Origin of the sequence: Desulforhopalus sp. IMCC35007, assembly GCF_005116575.1 — a bacterium.
In the GTDB taxonomy this organism is placed as follows: domain Bacteria; phylum Desulfobacterota; class Desulfobulbia; order Desulfobulbales; family Desulfocapsaceae; genus Desulforhopalus_A.
Window position 1 is genome coordinate 45,132 of sequence record NZ_SWCN01000012.1, and the last position, 17,267, is coordinate 62,398.

The window sequence follows — 17,267 nt, forward strand, 5'->3', positions numbered from 1 at the left end:
ATCATGGCAATACAACTACGTAGCGCAACCACAACCCAGGGACGCAAAATGGCCGGGGCCCGAAGCCTATGGAGAGCCAATGGAGTAAAAGAAGAGCAGTTTGGCAAACCGATCATTGGCATAGTCAACTCCTTTACTCAGTTTGTCCCGGGCCATGTTCATCTTCACGAAATTGGCCAGCACCTGAAAAAGATCATTGAGGATGCGGGATGCTTCGCGGCAGAGTTTAACACCATCGCCATTGATGACGGTATCGCCATGGGCCACTCCGGCATGCTTTATTCCCTGCCCTCACGGGATCTGATTGCAGACTCCGTCGAGTATATGTGTAATGCCCATACGGTTGACGCTATGATCTGCATCAGTAACTGCGACAAGATCACCCCTGGCATGCTGATGGCAGCAATGCGCCTGAACATCCCCACCATTTTCGTTTCCGGCGGACCAATGGAGGCAGGGGTTGACGGAGACAAGCGTTACGACCTCGTGGATGCGATGGTCCTCGCAGCGGACAAAGAAGTCAGCGACGAAGATATATCACGGGTTGAACGATGCGCCTGTCCGACCTGTGGTTCCTGCTCCGGCATGTTTACTGCCAATTCCATGAATTGCCTCAACGAGGCCTTAGGCCTTGCACTACCTGGAAACGGTACGGTTGTGGCAACACACGCAAACCGCAAACTCCTTTTTGAAAAGGCTGCCAGACGAATCGTGGAGATGGCCCACGCCTGGTACGATAATGAAGACGCCTCGGTACTGCCCAGATCTATTGGCTCAAAGAACGCGTTCATGAATTCCATGACCCTTGATATCGCCATGGGTGGATCCACAAACACCGTACTCCACCTTCTGGCCATTGCACAGGAAGCACAAGTCGATTTCACCATGTCAGACATCGACACCCTTTCACGCAAGGTTCCAAATCTCTGTAAAGTTTCGCCGAACTCCAGGTACCATATTGAAGATGTTAACCGGGCTGGCGGGATTATGGCCATTTTAGGCGAACTGGACCGGGCAGGCCTTATCGACAACAGCGTCAGCCGTGTGGACTCAAAAAGCCTCAAAGAAACCCTGAACACCTGGGATCTCTCCAACAGCAGTCACAGTGGGGAAGCAAAAGAGCTCTACCTGAGTGCTCCTGCTCAATCGGGGCCTAATCTTGTTATGGGTTCCCAGAAGACCATGTACGCAGAAGCGGATCTCGACCGGGAGAAGGGTTGTATTCGTGATATGGCCCACTGCTACAACAAGGATGGTGGTCTCGCCGTTCTCTACGGCAATATAGCTGAAAACGGCTGTATCGTTAAAACCGCCGGTGTCGATCCATCTATTTTTAGGTTCTCCGGCACCGCCAGGGTGTTCTCCTCCCAGGACGAGAGCTGTGATGCCATTCTCGGTGGCAAGATCGTCGCAGGAGATGTCATCATCATCCGTTACGAAGGCCCTAAAGGTGGCCCCGGCATGCAGGAGATGCTCTACCCGACCTCATACCTTAAATCGATTCATCTTGGCAAAGAGTGCGCCCTGGTCACAGACGGCAGGTTCTCCGGCGGAACCTCGGGGCTGTCCATTGGCCATGTCTCACCTGAAGCCGCCGCAGGAGGGGCCATTGCTCTTATCCAGGATGGAGACACGATCCAGATCGACATCCCGGCTAGATCCATCAGCCTCGACATCTCCGATGAGGAACTTGCCAAAAGGAGAAAGGCAGAGGAAGCAAAGGGAAAAGATGCCTTCAAACCAGTAGGCCGCAACAGAGAGGTGAGCAAGGCTCTCAGGGCTTACGCGCTTTTTGCCACTTCTGCCGACAAGGGCGCGGTACGCATTCTGCCAGAAGAATAGCGAATAAACCCCGCCCTCAGCGAGAAAAGGGGTGAGCAAAAACGCTCTCCCCTTTTATTCTTTTATTTAATGGTGACGAGACAGTAATTGATACGGCTTTTTGCAATATAAGAATAAAAATTATTTTTATTTGGCCTTCTTCTTTTTTATTTTTCTACAGAGAATGGTATAATTTTACGATTTTTGCTCATAAGTAAATCAACACAGCAGTTTCTATGGCAATATACCGCTTGACATAAGACACTTGACTGACCACCATGGACCGTTTTTTCACACAACTCTTACCAACGATAACGAGGAGTGCTTCTTGAAACCGACAAATATTGAAGATCCCAATTACTTTCACAAGGTTATCGACTGCCAGTACGCCTGCCCGTCACACACCCCTGTTCCTGAATATCTGCGTCTCATCAGCCAGGGAAAATATGATGAAGCCTTTAAAATCAATTGGATATCAAATGTGTTTCCCGGCATACTTGGAAGAATCTGCGATCGTCCCTGTGAGCCCGCCTGCAGACGGTCACGGGTTGAAGATAATCCTGTCGCCATCTGTCGTCTGAAACGTGTTGCCTCTGATTACAAAAGTGCAGACATCAGCTTTTTGCCCATCATTCCAAAAGAAAAGAATGGTAAAAAGATCGCTCTCATCGGTGCAGGCCCCGCATCACTCACTGTAGCGCGGGACCTCCTGCCGCTCGGCTACGAAGTCGATCTCTATGATGACCAGAGCAGGGCTGGTGGTTTTATACGAACCCAGGTTCCCTCTTTTCGCCTGCCGGAAAAGGTACTCAACGAAGAGGTAGACCGCATTCTCAATCTCGGCGTGAACACCTTTTTCAATCACCGGGTGAACAGCTTAAAAGAGATGCTGGACAAAAATTATGATGCGGTGTTTATCGGCACAGGAGCCCCACGGGGGAGAGATCTTCCCAATCTTCCCGGAAGAGATGAAGCAGACGCTTCAGTATTCATTGGTATCGATTATCTTGCCTCTGTGTTGTACCGCCACATCACCCACTCTCCGTCAAAGGTGTTGGTTCTCGGCGGAGGTAATACTGCGATGGACTGCTGCAGAATGGCAAAAAGACTCGGTGGAGACGAGGTCAAGGTGCTCGTCCGTAGCCCCATCTCTGACATGAAGGCCTCTCCGTGGGAAATCGAAGACGCTCAAGAGGAAGGAATCCCCATCATCGAAAATCATTCTCCGGTCGATTTCGTGGTTAAAGCCGGAATACTTGTGGGAATGCACTTTCAGAAAGTTGCAGCACACTACGATGACGAAGGAAAAAGAAGTCTGGTCCCAACGGATGAGCCACCTGTGTTTATTCCCTGTGATCAGGTCATTCTTGCCGTAGGACAGCAAAACGCCTACCCTTATCTTGATGTAGAGCTTGAGATGAACAAATGGGGACTGCCTGTACTCGATGAATTGACCCACCAGTCTTCCATCCCCAATTTATTTTTTGGCGGGGATGCCGCTTTTGGTCCTAAAAATGTTATTACAGCTGTTGCCCACGGGCACGAAGCAGCAATTTCCATTGACCTCTACTGCCAGGATAAAGATCTCCACGATCGCCCCGAACCTATCACCACACTCATCAGCCAGAAAATGGGCCTGCAGGACTGGCTCTATGACAGCCATATCTCAGACGATAGAAGATACGCTGTACCGACAGTCGACAAAGTCAAATCCCTTAAAAACAGGCTGGTTGAGGTTGAGCTCGGTTTCAGCAAGCAGACAGGTCACCAGGAAGCTATGCGTTGCCTCAACTGTGATGTACAGACGGTGTTTGATGCTGTGACCTGCATCGAGTGCGACTCCTGTGTTGATATCTGCCCGGAATCCTGTATTAACTTTATTGACAATGCATCAGAAGCGGAACTGAGAAAAAACATCATGATTCCAGCAAATAACAAAGAGCAGTCTTTGTACGTATCCGCGCCGGTGGCAACCGGCAGAGTCATGGTCAAAGATGAGAATGTCTGCCTGCACTGCGGTTTGTGCGCAGAACGGTGCCCGACATCCTCTTGGGAAATGATGAAATTTACCTTCAATTCAGCACAGGCGGGGCAAAAATGACAAAGATAGAGAGCATAAACGATTTTGTTGTTCGCTTTGCCAATGTTAACGGATCTGGTTCCGCCAGTGCCAACAACCTTTTTGCCAAAGCAATTTTTAGAATAGGCGTTCCGGTCAGTCCTAAGAACATCTTCCCCTCCAATATTCAGGGGTTACCAACCTGGTATGAAGTAAGGGTAAATGAGCAGGGGTTTCTGGGGAGACGTGGCGGTGTTGACCTCACCGTAGCCGTCAACGGACAGACCCTGCACAAAGACTACAGGGACCTCCTTCCCGGCGGTTATTTCGTCTACGATTCATCAAAGGATCTTCCTGATGATTTCCAGCGTGATGATATCACGATCATTGGCATTCCGTTCACCCAACTCTGCAATGATGAGTTCAAAAACCCAAAACTGCGCCAGATCTTAAGAAACATCATTTATGTCGGCTCTCTGGCTTTTTTACTCGATCTTGAGCTCTCTGTTCTCACCGAATCTATCACCAAACAGTTTCAGAAAAAGCCAAAACTTGCCGAACCCAACATTAAGGCCCTGGAGCTCGGCTATGACTTTGCCAGAGACCATTACCCTGATACCTGTAAACTCTCCCTGCGACCTTCTGACAGGGTGGGTAACGACATCCTCATGGACGGAAATTCTGCCATTGGTCTTGGAGCCGTTTATGCCGGAGCAACCGTTGCCGGCTGGTATCCCATCACCCCTTCCACCTCCGTCGTTGAGGCCTTTGAGCGGTATTCCAAAAAATTCCGGGTTGAAGAGGATACCGGCCGCAATAAGGTTGCCATACTCCAGGCTGAAGATGAACTCGCCGCCATCGGCATCGTTATCGGCGCCTCCTGGAATGGAGCACGGGCTTTCACGGCAACATCAGGTCCTGGAATTTCACTGATGAATGAGTTTTTAGGGCTCGCTTACTTTGCGGAGATTCCCGTGGTTTTAATCGATGTGCAGCGTGCAGGCCCCAGTACCGGCATGCCGACCAGGACACAACAATCCGACGTCCTTGCCTGTGCATACGCCTCCCACGGTGACACCAAAAACGTCCTCTTATTTCCCTGCGATCCCAAAGAGTGTTTTGAGATGAGCGCGGATGCCTTTGATCTGGCAGAACGATTGCAGACACCAATTATTATCATGTCTGATCTTGATCTCGGCATGAACGACCACCTCTCGGCCCCACTCAACTGGGACGATAATCGCAAATACGACAGGGGAAAAGTTCTCTCGGCAGAAGATCTGGACAACCTCAAAGAAAAATGGGGCCGCTACCTCGATGTTGATGGTGACGGTATCTGTTATCGCACCTACCCCGGTACCCACCCGACCAAAGGGGCCTATTTCACCAGGGGAACCTCCCATAATGAATATTCCGCCTATACCGAAGAAAGCTCCATTTACCTGGCTGGCATGGAAAGACTGCTGGTAAAATGGGATACAGCGAAGGATCTGGTTCCTGCTCCCAGGAGCAAAATCCGTGACCCGGAAAACAAGGTCGGGGTACTTTTCTATGGTACCACTACCCATGCAACCTATGAAGCAATCAGCCGCTTTTCCAAAAAAGGACTAAAAATCAACAGCCTCAGGGTGCGAGCCTTCCCCTTTCAAAAAGAGGTTATTGATTTCATCAACAGTCATGAAACAATCTTTGTTATCGAACAGAACCGTGACGCCCAATTGCGTACCCTGCTCATGACAGAGGATGGGGTTTCACCGATAAAACTGCAGTCAATTCTCAACTACGATGGCTTACCCATAACTGCAAATTTCATAACCGATAAAATCGATAACCTGCTTGCCGTCGAAGAGCAAATGGGACAAGAGACAAAGGGAGGAAAAGCATGAGCTTTGAACGACCCACATTTCGCCACCCGCAGCAGGCAAAAAACGAAGCGGGCTATACCAGAAAGGATTACGAAGGAGCTATCTCTACACTCTGTGCCGGTTGTGGTCACGATTCCGCGACCGCAGGAATAATTCAAGCCTGTTTTGAACTGAACGTCGAGCCACACCGGGTTGCCAAGATGTCCGGCATAGGCTGTTCATCGAAAACTCCTGCCTATTTTCTAGGAAGATCCCACGGCTTCAACTCTGTCCATGGCCGAATGCCTTCCATTGCCACCGGCGCTAATATGGCCAACCGGGATCTGTTGTATATCGGAGTATCCGGTGACGGGGATACCGCCTCCATCGGCATGGGCCAGTTTGCCCACGCTCTGCGGCGGAACTTAAATCTGAATTATCTCTGCATGAATAACGGCTGCTACGGACTCACCAAAGGCCAGGACTCCGCCACGGCAGACAAAGGTTCAGCGGGTAAAAAAGGTGTTCCCAACCCTTATGCCTCCATCGATCTCTGTGAGCTTGCCATTGAACTCGGTGCAAGCTATGTGGCAAGAGGGTTTTCCGGCGACAAAAAGCAGCTTGTGCCGCTCATCAAGGGGGCTTTTGCCCACAGTGGGCTTGCCTTCATAGACATCATTTCACCCTGCGTAACCTTTAATAACACCTCAACGTCGACCAAAAGTTACGAATACGTGCGCGAACATATCGAGGCGACCAATACCTTTGACTTTATTCCCCTGCAGCAGGAGATTCTGGCCGATTATGAGGAGGGAACCAGCCAGGCGGTCACCATGCACGATGGCAGTATTATCCACCTCCATAAAGCCGATTCCTCAAAAGATGTCACCAACCGTCTTATCGCCGTCAACAACCTTGAAACCGAAAAAGCTAAGGGCAGACTGCTTACAGGCCTCCTCTATGTGAATCAGGAGATCATGGAAACCCACGATATTATCAACTCAACTCTCAGACCTTTAAACAGTTTAACCGAACGTGATCTTTGTCCTGGCAATCAGGCCCTGCAAAAAATCAACGATAGTTTACGATAGTTTCATTTGCCTGCATTGCAGATCTCTTCTGCAATGCAGGCGAACCACACAATACAGGCCCGTCCCCACCATCTCCTTCCCCAATTTGATCTGAGGTTACCCAGCTTGCAAAAACTTTTTAAAGACATTCTCACATCCCGCGTCTATGAGGCTGCCATAGAGACCACTCTTGATAAGGCAGAAGCACTTTCTCTCTCGACAGGCAACACCATTTTGCTCAAACGCGAAGACCAGCAACCGGTTTTTTCCTTTAAACTCCGTGGGGCCTATAACAAACTGGCCCACCTCAGCCAGGCTGAAAAACAAAAGGGGGTTATCACCGCAAGTGCCGGAAACCACGCTCAGGGTGTTGCCTTTGCGGCAAGAAGGCTTGGGATGAAGGCTCTTATTGTCATGCCTGCAACAACCCCAGCAATAAAAATTGAAGCGGTTGAGCGGATGGGTGGAAGCGTGCGTCTCCACGGCAATAACTACTCTGAAGCTGCAGAATACGCAACAAAGCTCACCCGTGAAACAGGGATGATTCATGTCCATCCTTTTGATGACGAAATGGTCATTGCAGGACAGGGAACCATCGCAGATGAACTGCTCAGACAAAACCCAGGACAGCTCGATGCTATTTTTGTACCCGTTGGTGGCGGCGGACTCATTGCGGGAATTGCCCTCTATATCAAGACACTGAGGCCAGAAGTTGAAATAATTGGCGTTGAACCCCTGGACAGTTGCGCCATGCACAACTCCTTGAAAAAGGGTGAACGGGTCAGTCTTGATACAGTTGGAATTTTTGCAGATGGCGTTGCCGTACGTCAGGTCGGAGAGAAAACCTACAATATCTGCCGAAAATATGTGGATAGAATCATAACCGTTACAACCGACGAGCTGTGCAGTGGCATGAAAGCGGTTTATCAGGCAACCCGATCCATTGTTGAACCTGCGGGAGGACTCGGGATGACCGGGCTCATCAAATATATCAAGGAGACTCACTGTAAAGAAAAGGTTCTCATTGCCATCAATTCAGGCGCAAACATGAACTTTGAAAGACTTCGATACGTTGCCGAACGTACCGTCATCGGAGAGCACCAAGAAGCGCTCTTTGCCGTCAAGATCCCCGAAAAGCCAGGCAGTCTGAAGACCTTCTGCATGGATCTTGTCGGTGAACGTAATATAACAGAATTCAACTATCGGCTGGCAAGCCGAAACAGTGCCCACATTTTTGTCGGTATATCTGTGCGCAACAGCGAAGAACGGCAGGCTTTCGGCCAGCAGCTCACCAAGGCAGGTTATGAAAACCAGGATATCACAGACAACGATCTGGCCAAAACCCATATCCGCTATATGGTTGGAGGGAAATCCGATGCCGTTCAAAACGAGAGGCTCTTCCGCTTCTGGTTTCCTGAAACTCCGGGGGCTCTCACCCGATTTCTAGAGGCCACCAAGGGGAACCATAATATCTCACTTTTTCACTACCGCGCCCAGGGCGGAGACTTCGGCAGGGTTCTCATTGGTCTGGAATGCCCCGAAGGTAAAGACGCGGGCCTTGAAGAAAAACTCAACTCACTGGGCTACCGATACAAGGAAGAGACCGACAACCCTGCCTATACCCTCTTTTTGTAAAGAGATGCCACATAACAGCGCCTGTTTGGCCTTATTTGTTGGCCGTGTAAGTCTATTCAGATAAATGTTTTCTGCAAACTCAGGTGCTCAGCCATAAAAGAGGCGATAAAAAATTCGCCCTGATCGTTCTACGGCTGAAATCTGATCTGCATTGAATAATCCGTATCCTTGCTCGCCCTTTCCCGGCAGAACATCTGGCAAAACCACCTTTTAAATGATAGGATTGTAAAAACTATCATTCATATTTTCTCACCTGGCGTTGTCACAAGTGCATCTCTACTATGGAGGAATAATGATGAAGATTTTACATCTGAGTGACTTACATTTTCACACAAACACCAAGGATAACAAAAAGATCCTCAAGACTCTCGATAAGGTGAAAGAGAAGTACTCTAACCACTTTATAGTCGTGACTGGGGATATTGTCGACGATGGCCACGAGAAACAATTCAAAAACGCCTATAATGCTTTGAAAGATTTGAAAGGTCGCCTTTTTATCGTTCCAGGAAACCACGACTTCGGCGCGGCAGGCAATTTCTACAGCCGTGAAAGAGCCGCAAGATTTGACGAAATGCTGGCAAAACCTCTCGACCAGGGTGGGACCTTTTCCTTTGACAATCGACCCGTTGTCAACGTCGTCACCGAGGGAAATGACCAGGTCTTATTTATTGGCCTCGATTCGAATCTGGAGACAGAGAGCCCTTTTGATTTTGCCTGCGGAGAAATTGGAAAACTCCAGCGCAATGCTCTTGCTGAACTGCTCAGCGACAGCACCACGACATATATGAAAAAAATTCTTTTTTTCCATCATCATCCCTTTATCCGTAACGATCCGTTTATGGAAATGAAGGATTCAGCAAAACTTGCCCGAACAATTTATGGCAGAGTGGACGCCGTCCTGTTTGGTCATAAACATGAGATGGCTCTCTTTGAAAATACCTGGGGAATACCATTTATCTCAGCCTCCGACAATTCTCCAGGAAAAGATAAAGGCGGTGAATTAACGATAGAAGAAGGAAAGGTGAGTTTTCAGTACGTACAAATATAATCACCTGCCAATAGCCAGCAGCTTAAACCCAGCAGAACCGGGAAAAGATTGGATACCAGGTCAACTCCCAACGCATAGGGAAATGAATGCTGCGCATACGTCATAAGGACCAGAGCGATCTTTTGCTCGTATGCGCAGGAACTGCACCAGCAATCCAGCTGTTCCCTTTTCCTTCTCTTATATGTCTATGACCTTACCGGGATTGCAGAGATTTAACGGGTCAAACGCCCTTTTGATGATACGCATCATTTCAATTTCCACCGGATCTTTGTAGCGGAGAAGTTCCTCTCTTTTCAACTGTCCAACACCATGCTCAGCCGCAATGGAGCCATCCATACGATGTACCACGTCATGAACTATCTTGTTGACCTCCCCCCACATCTCAAGAAACAGGGCGCCATCCATGTCAGCAGGCTGAGTGAGATTGAAGTGAACATTGCCATCGCCGGCATGGCCAAAGCAGCAGGCCAGCACGCCGGGGATTCTCTGCTGGACAAGTTCAGTTGCCTCGCCAATAAAGTCAACGAGCCGACTAAGGGGCAGAGAAACATCGTGTTTAATGGAAGCACCTTTTTTCTTCTGGGCATCCGAAATCTGCTCACGTAGACTCCAGAGCTCATCGGCCTCTTCTTCTGTAATTGCTATCCTATAGGCATATGATGAGCCTTCGAGTAACTTTTCAAGGGGCCCAAGCAGGTCCAGCTGAGGGTCTGTTGAATTAAGTTCAATGAGACCGTACCAACCATAGGGCTGCTCAAAAGGCTCTCTGGTATTTATGCCACATTCGCACACCACCACCATGGCAACTCGAGAGATAATCTCAAAACCGCAGAGATTCTCGGCAAAATGGTTGCGCACAGAGGCAAAAGCCTCCATTAATTCAGCAAGGCTTGCCGTGGCAACCATGGCTGTTTGCTGTACCCTCGGATAGGGATAGAGTTTCAAGGTAGCAGCTGTGACTATTCCAAGGGTACCCTCTGCTCCAATAAAGAGATGCTTGAGATCGTAGCCCGCATTATCTTTTCTTAATCCTCGCAGACCGTACCATATTTCACCAGAGGGAAGTACAACCTCCAGTCCAAGGACAAGGTCCCGGGTATTGCCATACCTCAGGACATTGATACCTCCAAGATTCGTTGAAATATTCCCACCAATCCGGCACTCTTTTTCAGAGGGACTGCTGAGTGAAAAGAGAAGTCCTTCTTCTTGGGCCGCTTCCTGCAGGCTGGCCAGGATACAGCCTGATTCAGCCGTTAGAGTGGCATTGAGCGGATCAATATTTCGAATATTGTCCATCCTTCCAAGGTTTACCAGAATCCCACCGGCAGGAACGGCCCCCCCGCAAAGACCGGTATTGCCAGACTGAGGGGTATAAGAGACTCTGTGTTGGTTACACAGTTTGACCAGAGCTGCCACCTCCTCCGTCGAACCTGGCAGGACAACCGCAAGGCATGATCCTACATAAAGGCCCCGCCTCTCTTTTAAAAGAGGCGCCATCTCTTCTTTCTGCAAAAGGACATTCTCCGGGCCAACTATTTTCGTTACTTCCTGCAGGAATACATCACTCATCTGTTCAATCCTTTTCCATCTTTTCTCTATAATCGCTGCAAGGTTTCATCACTTTGATAAAGCCGAGCTGATCTCTGACATACCAGAGCAACAACATTACTCAGTGAGGCTATAAGCTTGCGGATATCCTCAATCGCTTCCCTTCCTATAGTATTCCTGCCTGCAAGAGTCAATCATCATAAGCAGTTTGGCAATAAGGCCTGCCAAAGGTTACAACTAAATTAAAATCCTGATGTTGCCAACTGTTAGTCAGCTGCGAGAATCACTCTCTCACTGGAGAGCATAAAAGAATTTAACCTGACCTCAGGCCACGCTTTGTATGTACAAAATGTTTTGGTGAATAATGTTGTGGTATCTTGCAGGTTGCCTAACCACGAGTCTTTCTGTATATCACTACCAAAAACGTACTTTGAAATATCTTTTAAGAATCTGCCTGGCTTGAAAAATGAAAATACACGTTGAAATCGGATGTGAGAATATTAACTGGGGTGAATTATGCGAATTAATCCGTTCATCTTCTCTTGGAATACGGGAACCGGAACGGTTGGAAATTGCCTCAAAGAATAGTTTTGTTGTTTGCGCTGTCTATGTTTCACAAAAAATTATAGGATTTGGTCGAGCATTATCAGATGGTCAATATCAATCAGCGATTTATGATGTTGTGGTTTCTCCTGTTTATCAAAAAAGGGGAATCGGGAAATTGATTATGGAAGCGTTGATGAGTCGATTACCTAAAGACGGCGTCACTCTGATTTATGTCGCTCCAGGTAAACAAATATTTTATGAAAAACAGAATTTCAAGCATCTGAAGACAGGAATGGGATTATTTCCAAATCCGAACAAATCTAAGGCTAACGGCTACATATATTGATAGATTTTTAGAAGACATCGCCTCGCTCCATTGGCCTTGATCTCAATACACGATACCACTCTCCAAGAACAGACAGACAATACACCTTGAAAACAGTGAGCGTAGCAGGAAATAACAACTGACTGTCGCATCTAACAGGAGGTAGCGTCCAGCAAATCTTTACTGGACGCTACTACCCGGAAACTATTATTTGAGAAAGAACGGCTCTCGTCCGCCCGTCAATATTTCTGCACCATCTGCTGTGACTAGAATGGTATGTTCAAACTGGGCGCTTCTTGCAAGATCCTTGGTCACGGCAGTCCACTTATCGTTCCAGAACAAACATTCAGCACTTCCTGCATTGATCATCGGTTCAATGGTGAAGGTCATGCCTTCTTCAATCAGCATTTTGTTGCCCGGCTCGTAAAAATGGGCAATATAGGGTGCCATATGAAAATACTGGCCAATACCATGTCCTGTGAATTCTCGAACGACACTGAATCCGCTTTCTGTTGCATGTTGTTCGATAACCCTGCCGATGCTGTTGAATAGTTCCCCCGGTCTTACAACATCGATTCCTTTCATCAAACATTCCCAGGTCACACGGACTAGTTTTTGAGAATCTTCATCAACATTACCAACAAAAACAGTCTCTGAGCAGTCTCCATGCATGCCCTCAGCAAATACAGTGATATCACAGTTGATGATGTCTCCGTTCACAAGTTTTCTGCCATCTGGTATGCCATGGACAACCACCTCGTTTGCTGAGGTGCAGATTGATTTTGGAAAGCCCATGTAATTCAAAGGACTGGGGTATGCTCCCAGTGCGATAGTGCGGGCGTGTGCTATTTTATCCAGCTCATCGGTGGTAATACCCGGTTTCACTGCGGCAAGAACCGTATCGAGCACCTCCCTTGCCACTCTGCCCGCATGGCGCATCCGCTCTATCTGGTCCTTATTGCTTTTTTTGCAGGACATCTTTTTTTCTGTCGGTCTGCCACTTTCTGCATATTCGGGACGGCCGATTTCTCTCGGAACGGTTAGGGACGGGCTCACCCCTCCAGGTAACACTGTAGGTGTCCTGGTTTTTGCTACAACACCTGGAGGAGAGGTTTCACCGCGCTCATCCGAGCGCAGGTGACATTTTTTATATTTTTTACCGCTATTGCACCAGCACAGGTCATTTCTTCCAATTATCGTCATAACATACTACCAACACTTATATTTTAAAGGTATACAACCGGGCACAAATTTGATTTTTTGCCAATATATGACTTGTCCCATCAACGCCCTGCACTTTACCACTCTTCCACTTTCCCGTTCAACAAACAGCTCAAAAAAATAGTTCAATAATTCTATATATCACCCCACCCTAACAGGCGGGAATACGTCGGCAGAGCCACCTTCACCATTTTTTTCGTCGTTTACACGTATCTCGGAGACAAAAACGCAGAAAAAAATGTATAAGGTACGAAGCAACATATCAGATATACTAGTAGAACTGCTTGCCTTTATTGTACTAAAACAGGACTTTCCCCCTACTCCTTGCACCACCATACGAATTTCAGATGAAACTATCTATATTTTTCATAACAGAGCTCCTGATTTTAGCAACACTGTACGTTCCTGCCACAGCAGCTGCTCGGTTAGAGGAGGTAGTCGCCGAAAAGACGTATAGCATCTATAAAAAAGCCTGTTCAGATAGCTCGGAAACCAATGCGGCAACAAAGACTCTCATCTACAAGCTGCCCTATATACAATCGCGCCTTCTCCGCAGTTTTTGCCTTCTGCAAAATATCACAAGCAAAGATATTGACCAATTTTTGCTGGAATTACAAGATATTACCGTCCCTTTTGAGGCTGCAGAACTCTTTGATCTCTTTATTGTCCTACCCGCGGCTTCAGCTCAGGAATACAGCAGGCTCCTTACCCTCATTAAAGACCAGCCCCATGCCACCATCACGATGTGTAAAAATCTCACGTCGATAAGAGAAATAGATGCCAGACAATTTATCATAGCCGTTGAAAAAGCAGTACCTCTCCCGGCCTCCGGCCAATGGGCATTATCGGCAATTCTGGCGACGAGCCAGACCAGAATAACCGATTTTGAACAGCTTCTTGAAAACCTCAGTCAACTTTCAGAAACCCAGCAGTGGATCATGGAAAAACTCGTAACAACATCATCATTGAAAGGTGATATAGCTCTTCAAACGATTGCGGCTCTCCAAACTCTCAGTACGAGTGCTGCCATTAATGTCATGGCACTTCTCAAGAGTACAATACTTCCAGCCGATCAGACCCTCCACTGGCTGCATAAGTTTTTCCTCCTTCCAACAAAAGAACAGGAACAGATTTTCTCAGCATTTGAGCTCCAGGACAAATTGTCTCTGTTAAGAATCTACGGGGAAGGCACCATAAATCTGATCCATGAAATCAACAGGTTTCATGATATTACCGATGGATTTGGCAGAGAGATAAGTAAAACCACTCTGAAAAGCTTTTCAGAAAAACAATTACATGAGCTCTTTGCAAGACTCCACCCGGAAGTAAAAATACAGTGGAGTGAGCCCTACAATGATGCTGTTCAGGCAAATAACTTCACAGAACTCAGCCGCATCCTCCACCAGGCAACACAACAGTCTCAACAGGAGACAGTCGTAGAACTTACCAGCGCAAATCTTTATGTCCTTCTTGCACGCGGCACTCAGCTCTACACCTCTTCTTTTAGAAATGTTCTCGTCCCTCATTTCAAAAAAAGACTGCAGGACAAGAACAAAGGCAATCTCCTCTATTTTCTGCAGAATACCGACCCTACAAGTATATATACATCTTCGTTCATCACCAACCTGGCAAGACGAGGCCAGCTCGCCATGTTTATGCCAGCTGAAAATCTTAAGCAATTTCAGCTTCTTGATCTGGTTGTCAAATCTGCCTACGCAAGTCAGTCCAAGGTACTGCATTTCTCGGCGTCTTTCCCGGAGCTCTTTGCAACACTGCAGCCACAGGCCCGCTCCTATTTTATTGAAAAAACCCTGGAGATACTACAGCAAGACCTCCCCATACGTTCAGATCTGATCCAGCTTATCCTGCAACATTACATGGCGCAGAAAATGATCGCGCCAACGGATTACCAGAAGATAGCTGCTGTAATTGAAAAAAGGGGAGTGATAGATACAACCCCCCTGAACCGTGTACCATTTCAAGACTGGTTGCGTGACGGCAGGCTCTCCAGCCTTTCCATCTTTCAAGATGATGATGACGGTTATACATCCTACATCTCCAATAACATGGCCCTGTTACACAATGGCTACGCTCCCGGGCTTTCCTTTGAATTCTCCGGCGAGAACCTATCCATAGCAACAACAGACACAATTGAAAAACTTCTGGGAAACATGGGAGCAAAACCCTACGAAGCCCTTAATCAACTCTTTCACTTATCCAGCAAAAGCCCTATAGTAATTGACTGGAAGAAAACAGTTAGCAAGGTCGAAATTACCCATTCAACGGGAATTTTTCAGGACAACATCAGGCAACTTGGCTTGCTCCAGAAATTCTGGGATCTCGGATACGAGATGTACTGCCAGAGGGGACACAGCTACTGGGTCGGCCCGCAGTTGCAGATTCCGATGGAAAGTCTGAAGCTCGATACCGCTTTGGCGAAAAATAAAACTCTCCCGGAGCAACATTTTTTAAGCCTTGGTTCCTGTGGGGGAATGGAATCGTATCTTGAATTGAGCCAGATCTTTGCAGGCCAGGTTGACATCCTTGCGACTGTCGGAACAGGAAAGGTAACAATTAACAACCAGTATAACAGGATATTATTTGAACTGGCAGCAAGCCATCCACACCTTTCCTCCTGGAATGAAGTTGCCCAGCTGACACGGCCGATTTTTACCGAAACTGGCGGAAGCGATTATTTACAACCGGGCTCTCTGCCAGCTCTACTACACAAAATGATATTTCAACTGCAACATCATGACGATCATTAAACGGACGGAATTTGAAAGCGCCCTGCAGGAGAGAACACCTCTGCCGGATTCGCAGATGTTTCTTTTTTTTGGGGAACGCTACCTCTGCCAGACAGCCGCAGAAAAACTCATCGAAAGACTGCTGCAGGAAAAACCGGGAGCTCTAAACAGCGTTGACGGCGACCAGGAAGACCCCAACCAGACCCTTGCCAGGCTCGTCAGTTACAGCCTTCTGCCGGGCAGACAGATTTACAGGGTAACAGACAGTCGGATTTTCCATAGTAAAACAATCATATCAAAGATCTGGGATAAGGCTTTGAAGAGTTATCAGAACAATAGGCCCGATTCGGCAAAAAAGAGTTTGCACGCCATGATCCAGGCCGCAGGTATAACCATTGCCAATGCTGATACCCTGACACAGATTCCCGAAGCGGAATGGAAAAAAGTCTTCGGCTTTGAAAAACCTGAAGGAGACCTCGGCTGGGCTGATGCGATCCTTTTTCAGTCAAGAGACGAGGCCAAACAGACGAGTGCAAGCCTTGTTGACCAATATATTGCAGCCCTCGACAAAGGGTTTCCCGGGGGGAATATTCTCATACTGACAGCAGAGACGGTGGACAAAAGACAACGTTTGTTTACCTATCTGAAAAAAAACGCAACCATCGTTGACTGCTCGGTTGCAGAAGGTGCCAACAATGCCGCCCAAACCGAGCAGAAGAAGGTATTACAAGAAATGATGCTGAGAACCGTTGCTGAATTTAAGAAAAAAATTGACCCTCGTGCCGTGGAAGCATTTTTTGAGCGGGTCGGCTTTCATCCGGTGGCAGTTGCAACGGAGACGGAAAAACTGGTGCATTATGTGGGAGACCGACCTAACATCACCCTCGACGACCTGACAGCCATGGTTGGGCGAAACCGCGAAGATGCCCTCTACGAGCTCACCGACGCCTTTTCCAAAAGACAGCTCGGAAAAAGTCTCGTCCTTCTTTCCAGGCTGCAGGAGCAGGGGGTTCATGGCCTGGCTATCCTGTCCACCATGCGGAATTTCCTGCGCAAACTCCTGATTTACAGATCCCTGCAGATGGGCACATCTCCTCCCTGGCAGAAGGGTATGAACGCCAAAGAATTTCAAAACAGTTACCTTCCGGCACTCAAGGCAAATGGAGAATGGGAAGAACTTCTTGGAGGTCACCCCTATGCGCTTTTTATGAGTTTTAGCAAAGCTGCAGAATATTCCTGCCCTTTACTCAAGAAATGGCTCAAATTGCTTCTTGCGGCCGAGTTAAAACTCAAAAGTTCTTCGCTGCCGCAGCAACTTGTTCTCGAAGATTTTTTCATTTCAATGCTTAAAGGAACACCCAGGCTTTCAATGTAAATACATTTTATGATATATTGAAATAAGA

General features: G+C 47.7%; 11 protein-coding genes. 9 read left to right on the top strand and 2 right to left on the bottom strand.

Annotated features, from left to right (window positions below):
- Positions 1-3: 3 nt before the first annotated feature.
- The 6 genes from ilvD to FCL48_RS13630 all read left to right on the top strand — a co-directional run bounded on the left by ilvD (position 4) and on the right by FCL48_RS13630 (position 9,477).
- The gene (ilvD, locus tag FCL48_RS13605; RefSeq protein ID WP_136872837.1) at positions 4-1,842 is read left to right on the top strand and encodes a dihydroxy-acid dehydratase; all 1,839 of its coding nucleotides are present in this window, start codon (positions 4-6) and stop codon (positions 1,840-1,842) included.
- Positions 1,843-2,149: 307 nt separating this feature from the next.
- Positions 2,150-3,922, top strand: coding sequence for an FAD-dependent oxidoreductase (locus FCL48_RS13610; RefSeq protein WP_136872838.1), 1,773 nt, complete (start codon positions 2,150-2,152; stop codon positions 3,920-3,922).
- The gene (locus FCL48_RS13615; protein WP_136872839.1) at positions 3,919-5,766 is read left to right on the top strand and encodes a 2-oxoacid:acceptor oxidoreductase subunit alpha; all 1,848 of its coding nucleotides are present in this window, start codon (positions 3,919-3,921) and stop codon (positions 5,764-5,766) included. The genes FCL48_RS13610 and FCL48_RS13615 overlap by 4 nt, the downstream gene beginning before the upstream one ends.
- Entirely contained in the window at positions 5,763-6,815 is a 1,053-nt protein-coding gene (locus FCL48_RS13620) for a 2-oxoacid:ferredoxin oxidoreductase subunit beta (protein WP_136872840.1), read from the top strand. The genes FCL48_RS13615 and FCL48_RS13620 overlap by 4 nt, the downstream gene beginning before the upstream one ends.
- Before the next feature lie 105 nt (positions 6,816-6,920).
- Positions 6,921-8,429: a threonine ammonia-lyase, biosynthetic gene (ilvA, locus tag FCL48_RS13625; RefSeq protein ID WP_240744845.1), complete on the top strand. Its 1,509-nt coding sequence runs from the start codon at positions 6,921-6,923 to the stop codon at positions 8,427-8,429.
- A gap of 292 nt (positions 8,430-8,721) precedes the next feature.
- A complete protein-coding gene (locus FCL48_RS13630; protein ID WP_136872842.1) occupies positions 8,722-9,477 on the top strand; it encodes a metallophosphoesterase in 756 nt (251 codons plus the stop codon).
- 177 nt (positions 9,478-9,654) lie between these two features.
- Here the strand turns inward: FCL48_RS13630 and FCL48_RS13635 are convergent, their stop codons facing one another.
- The gene (locus tag FCL48_RS13635; protein WP_136872843.1) at positions 9,655-11,046 is read right to left on the bottom strand and encodes an FAD-binding oxidoreductase; all 1,392 of its coding nucleotides are present in this window, start codon (positions 11,044-11,046) and stop codon (positions 9,655-9,657) included.
- A 445-nt stretch (positions 11,047-11,491) separates the two neighbouring features.
- Between FCL48_RS13635 and FCL48_RS13640 the strand changes: the two genes are divergently transcribed.
- Entirely contained in the window at positions 11,492-11,917 is a 426-nt protein-coding gene (locus tag FCL48_RS13640) for a GNAT family N-acetyltransferase (protein ID WP_136872844.1), read from the top strand.
- 186 nt (positions 11,918-12,103) lie between these two features.
- Here the strand turns inward: FCL48_RS13640 and map are convergent, their stop codons facing one another.
- Positions 12,104-13,099 (bottom strand): type I methionyl aminopeptidase, encoded by a 996-nt coding sequence (map, locus tag FCL48_RS13645; protein WP_136872845.1) that lies wholly within the window; start codon positions 13,097-13,099, stop codon positions 12,104-12,106.
- Positions 13,100-13,464: 365 nt separating this feature from the next.
- Here map and FCL48_RS13650 point away from each other — a divergent pair, with 365 nt between their 5' ends.
- Positions 13,465-15,885: a hypothetical protein gene (locus FCL48_RS13650; RefSeq protein WP_136872846.1), complete on the top strand. Its 2,421-nt coding sequence runs from the start codon at positions 13,465-13,467 to the stop codon at positions 15,883-15,885.
- Entirely contained in the window at positions 15,872-17,239 is a 1,368-nt protein-coding gene (gene holA, locus FCL48_RS13655; protein ID WP_136872847.1) for a DNA polymerase III subunit delta, read from the top strand. The genes FCL48_RS13650 and holA overlap by 14 nt, the downstream gene beginning before the upstream one ends.
- The last annotated feature ends 28 nt before the right edge of the window (positions 17,240-17,267 follow it).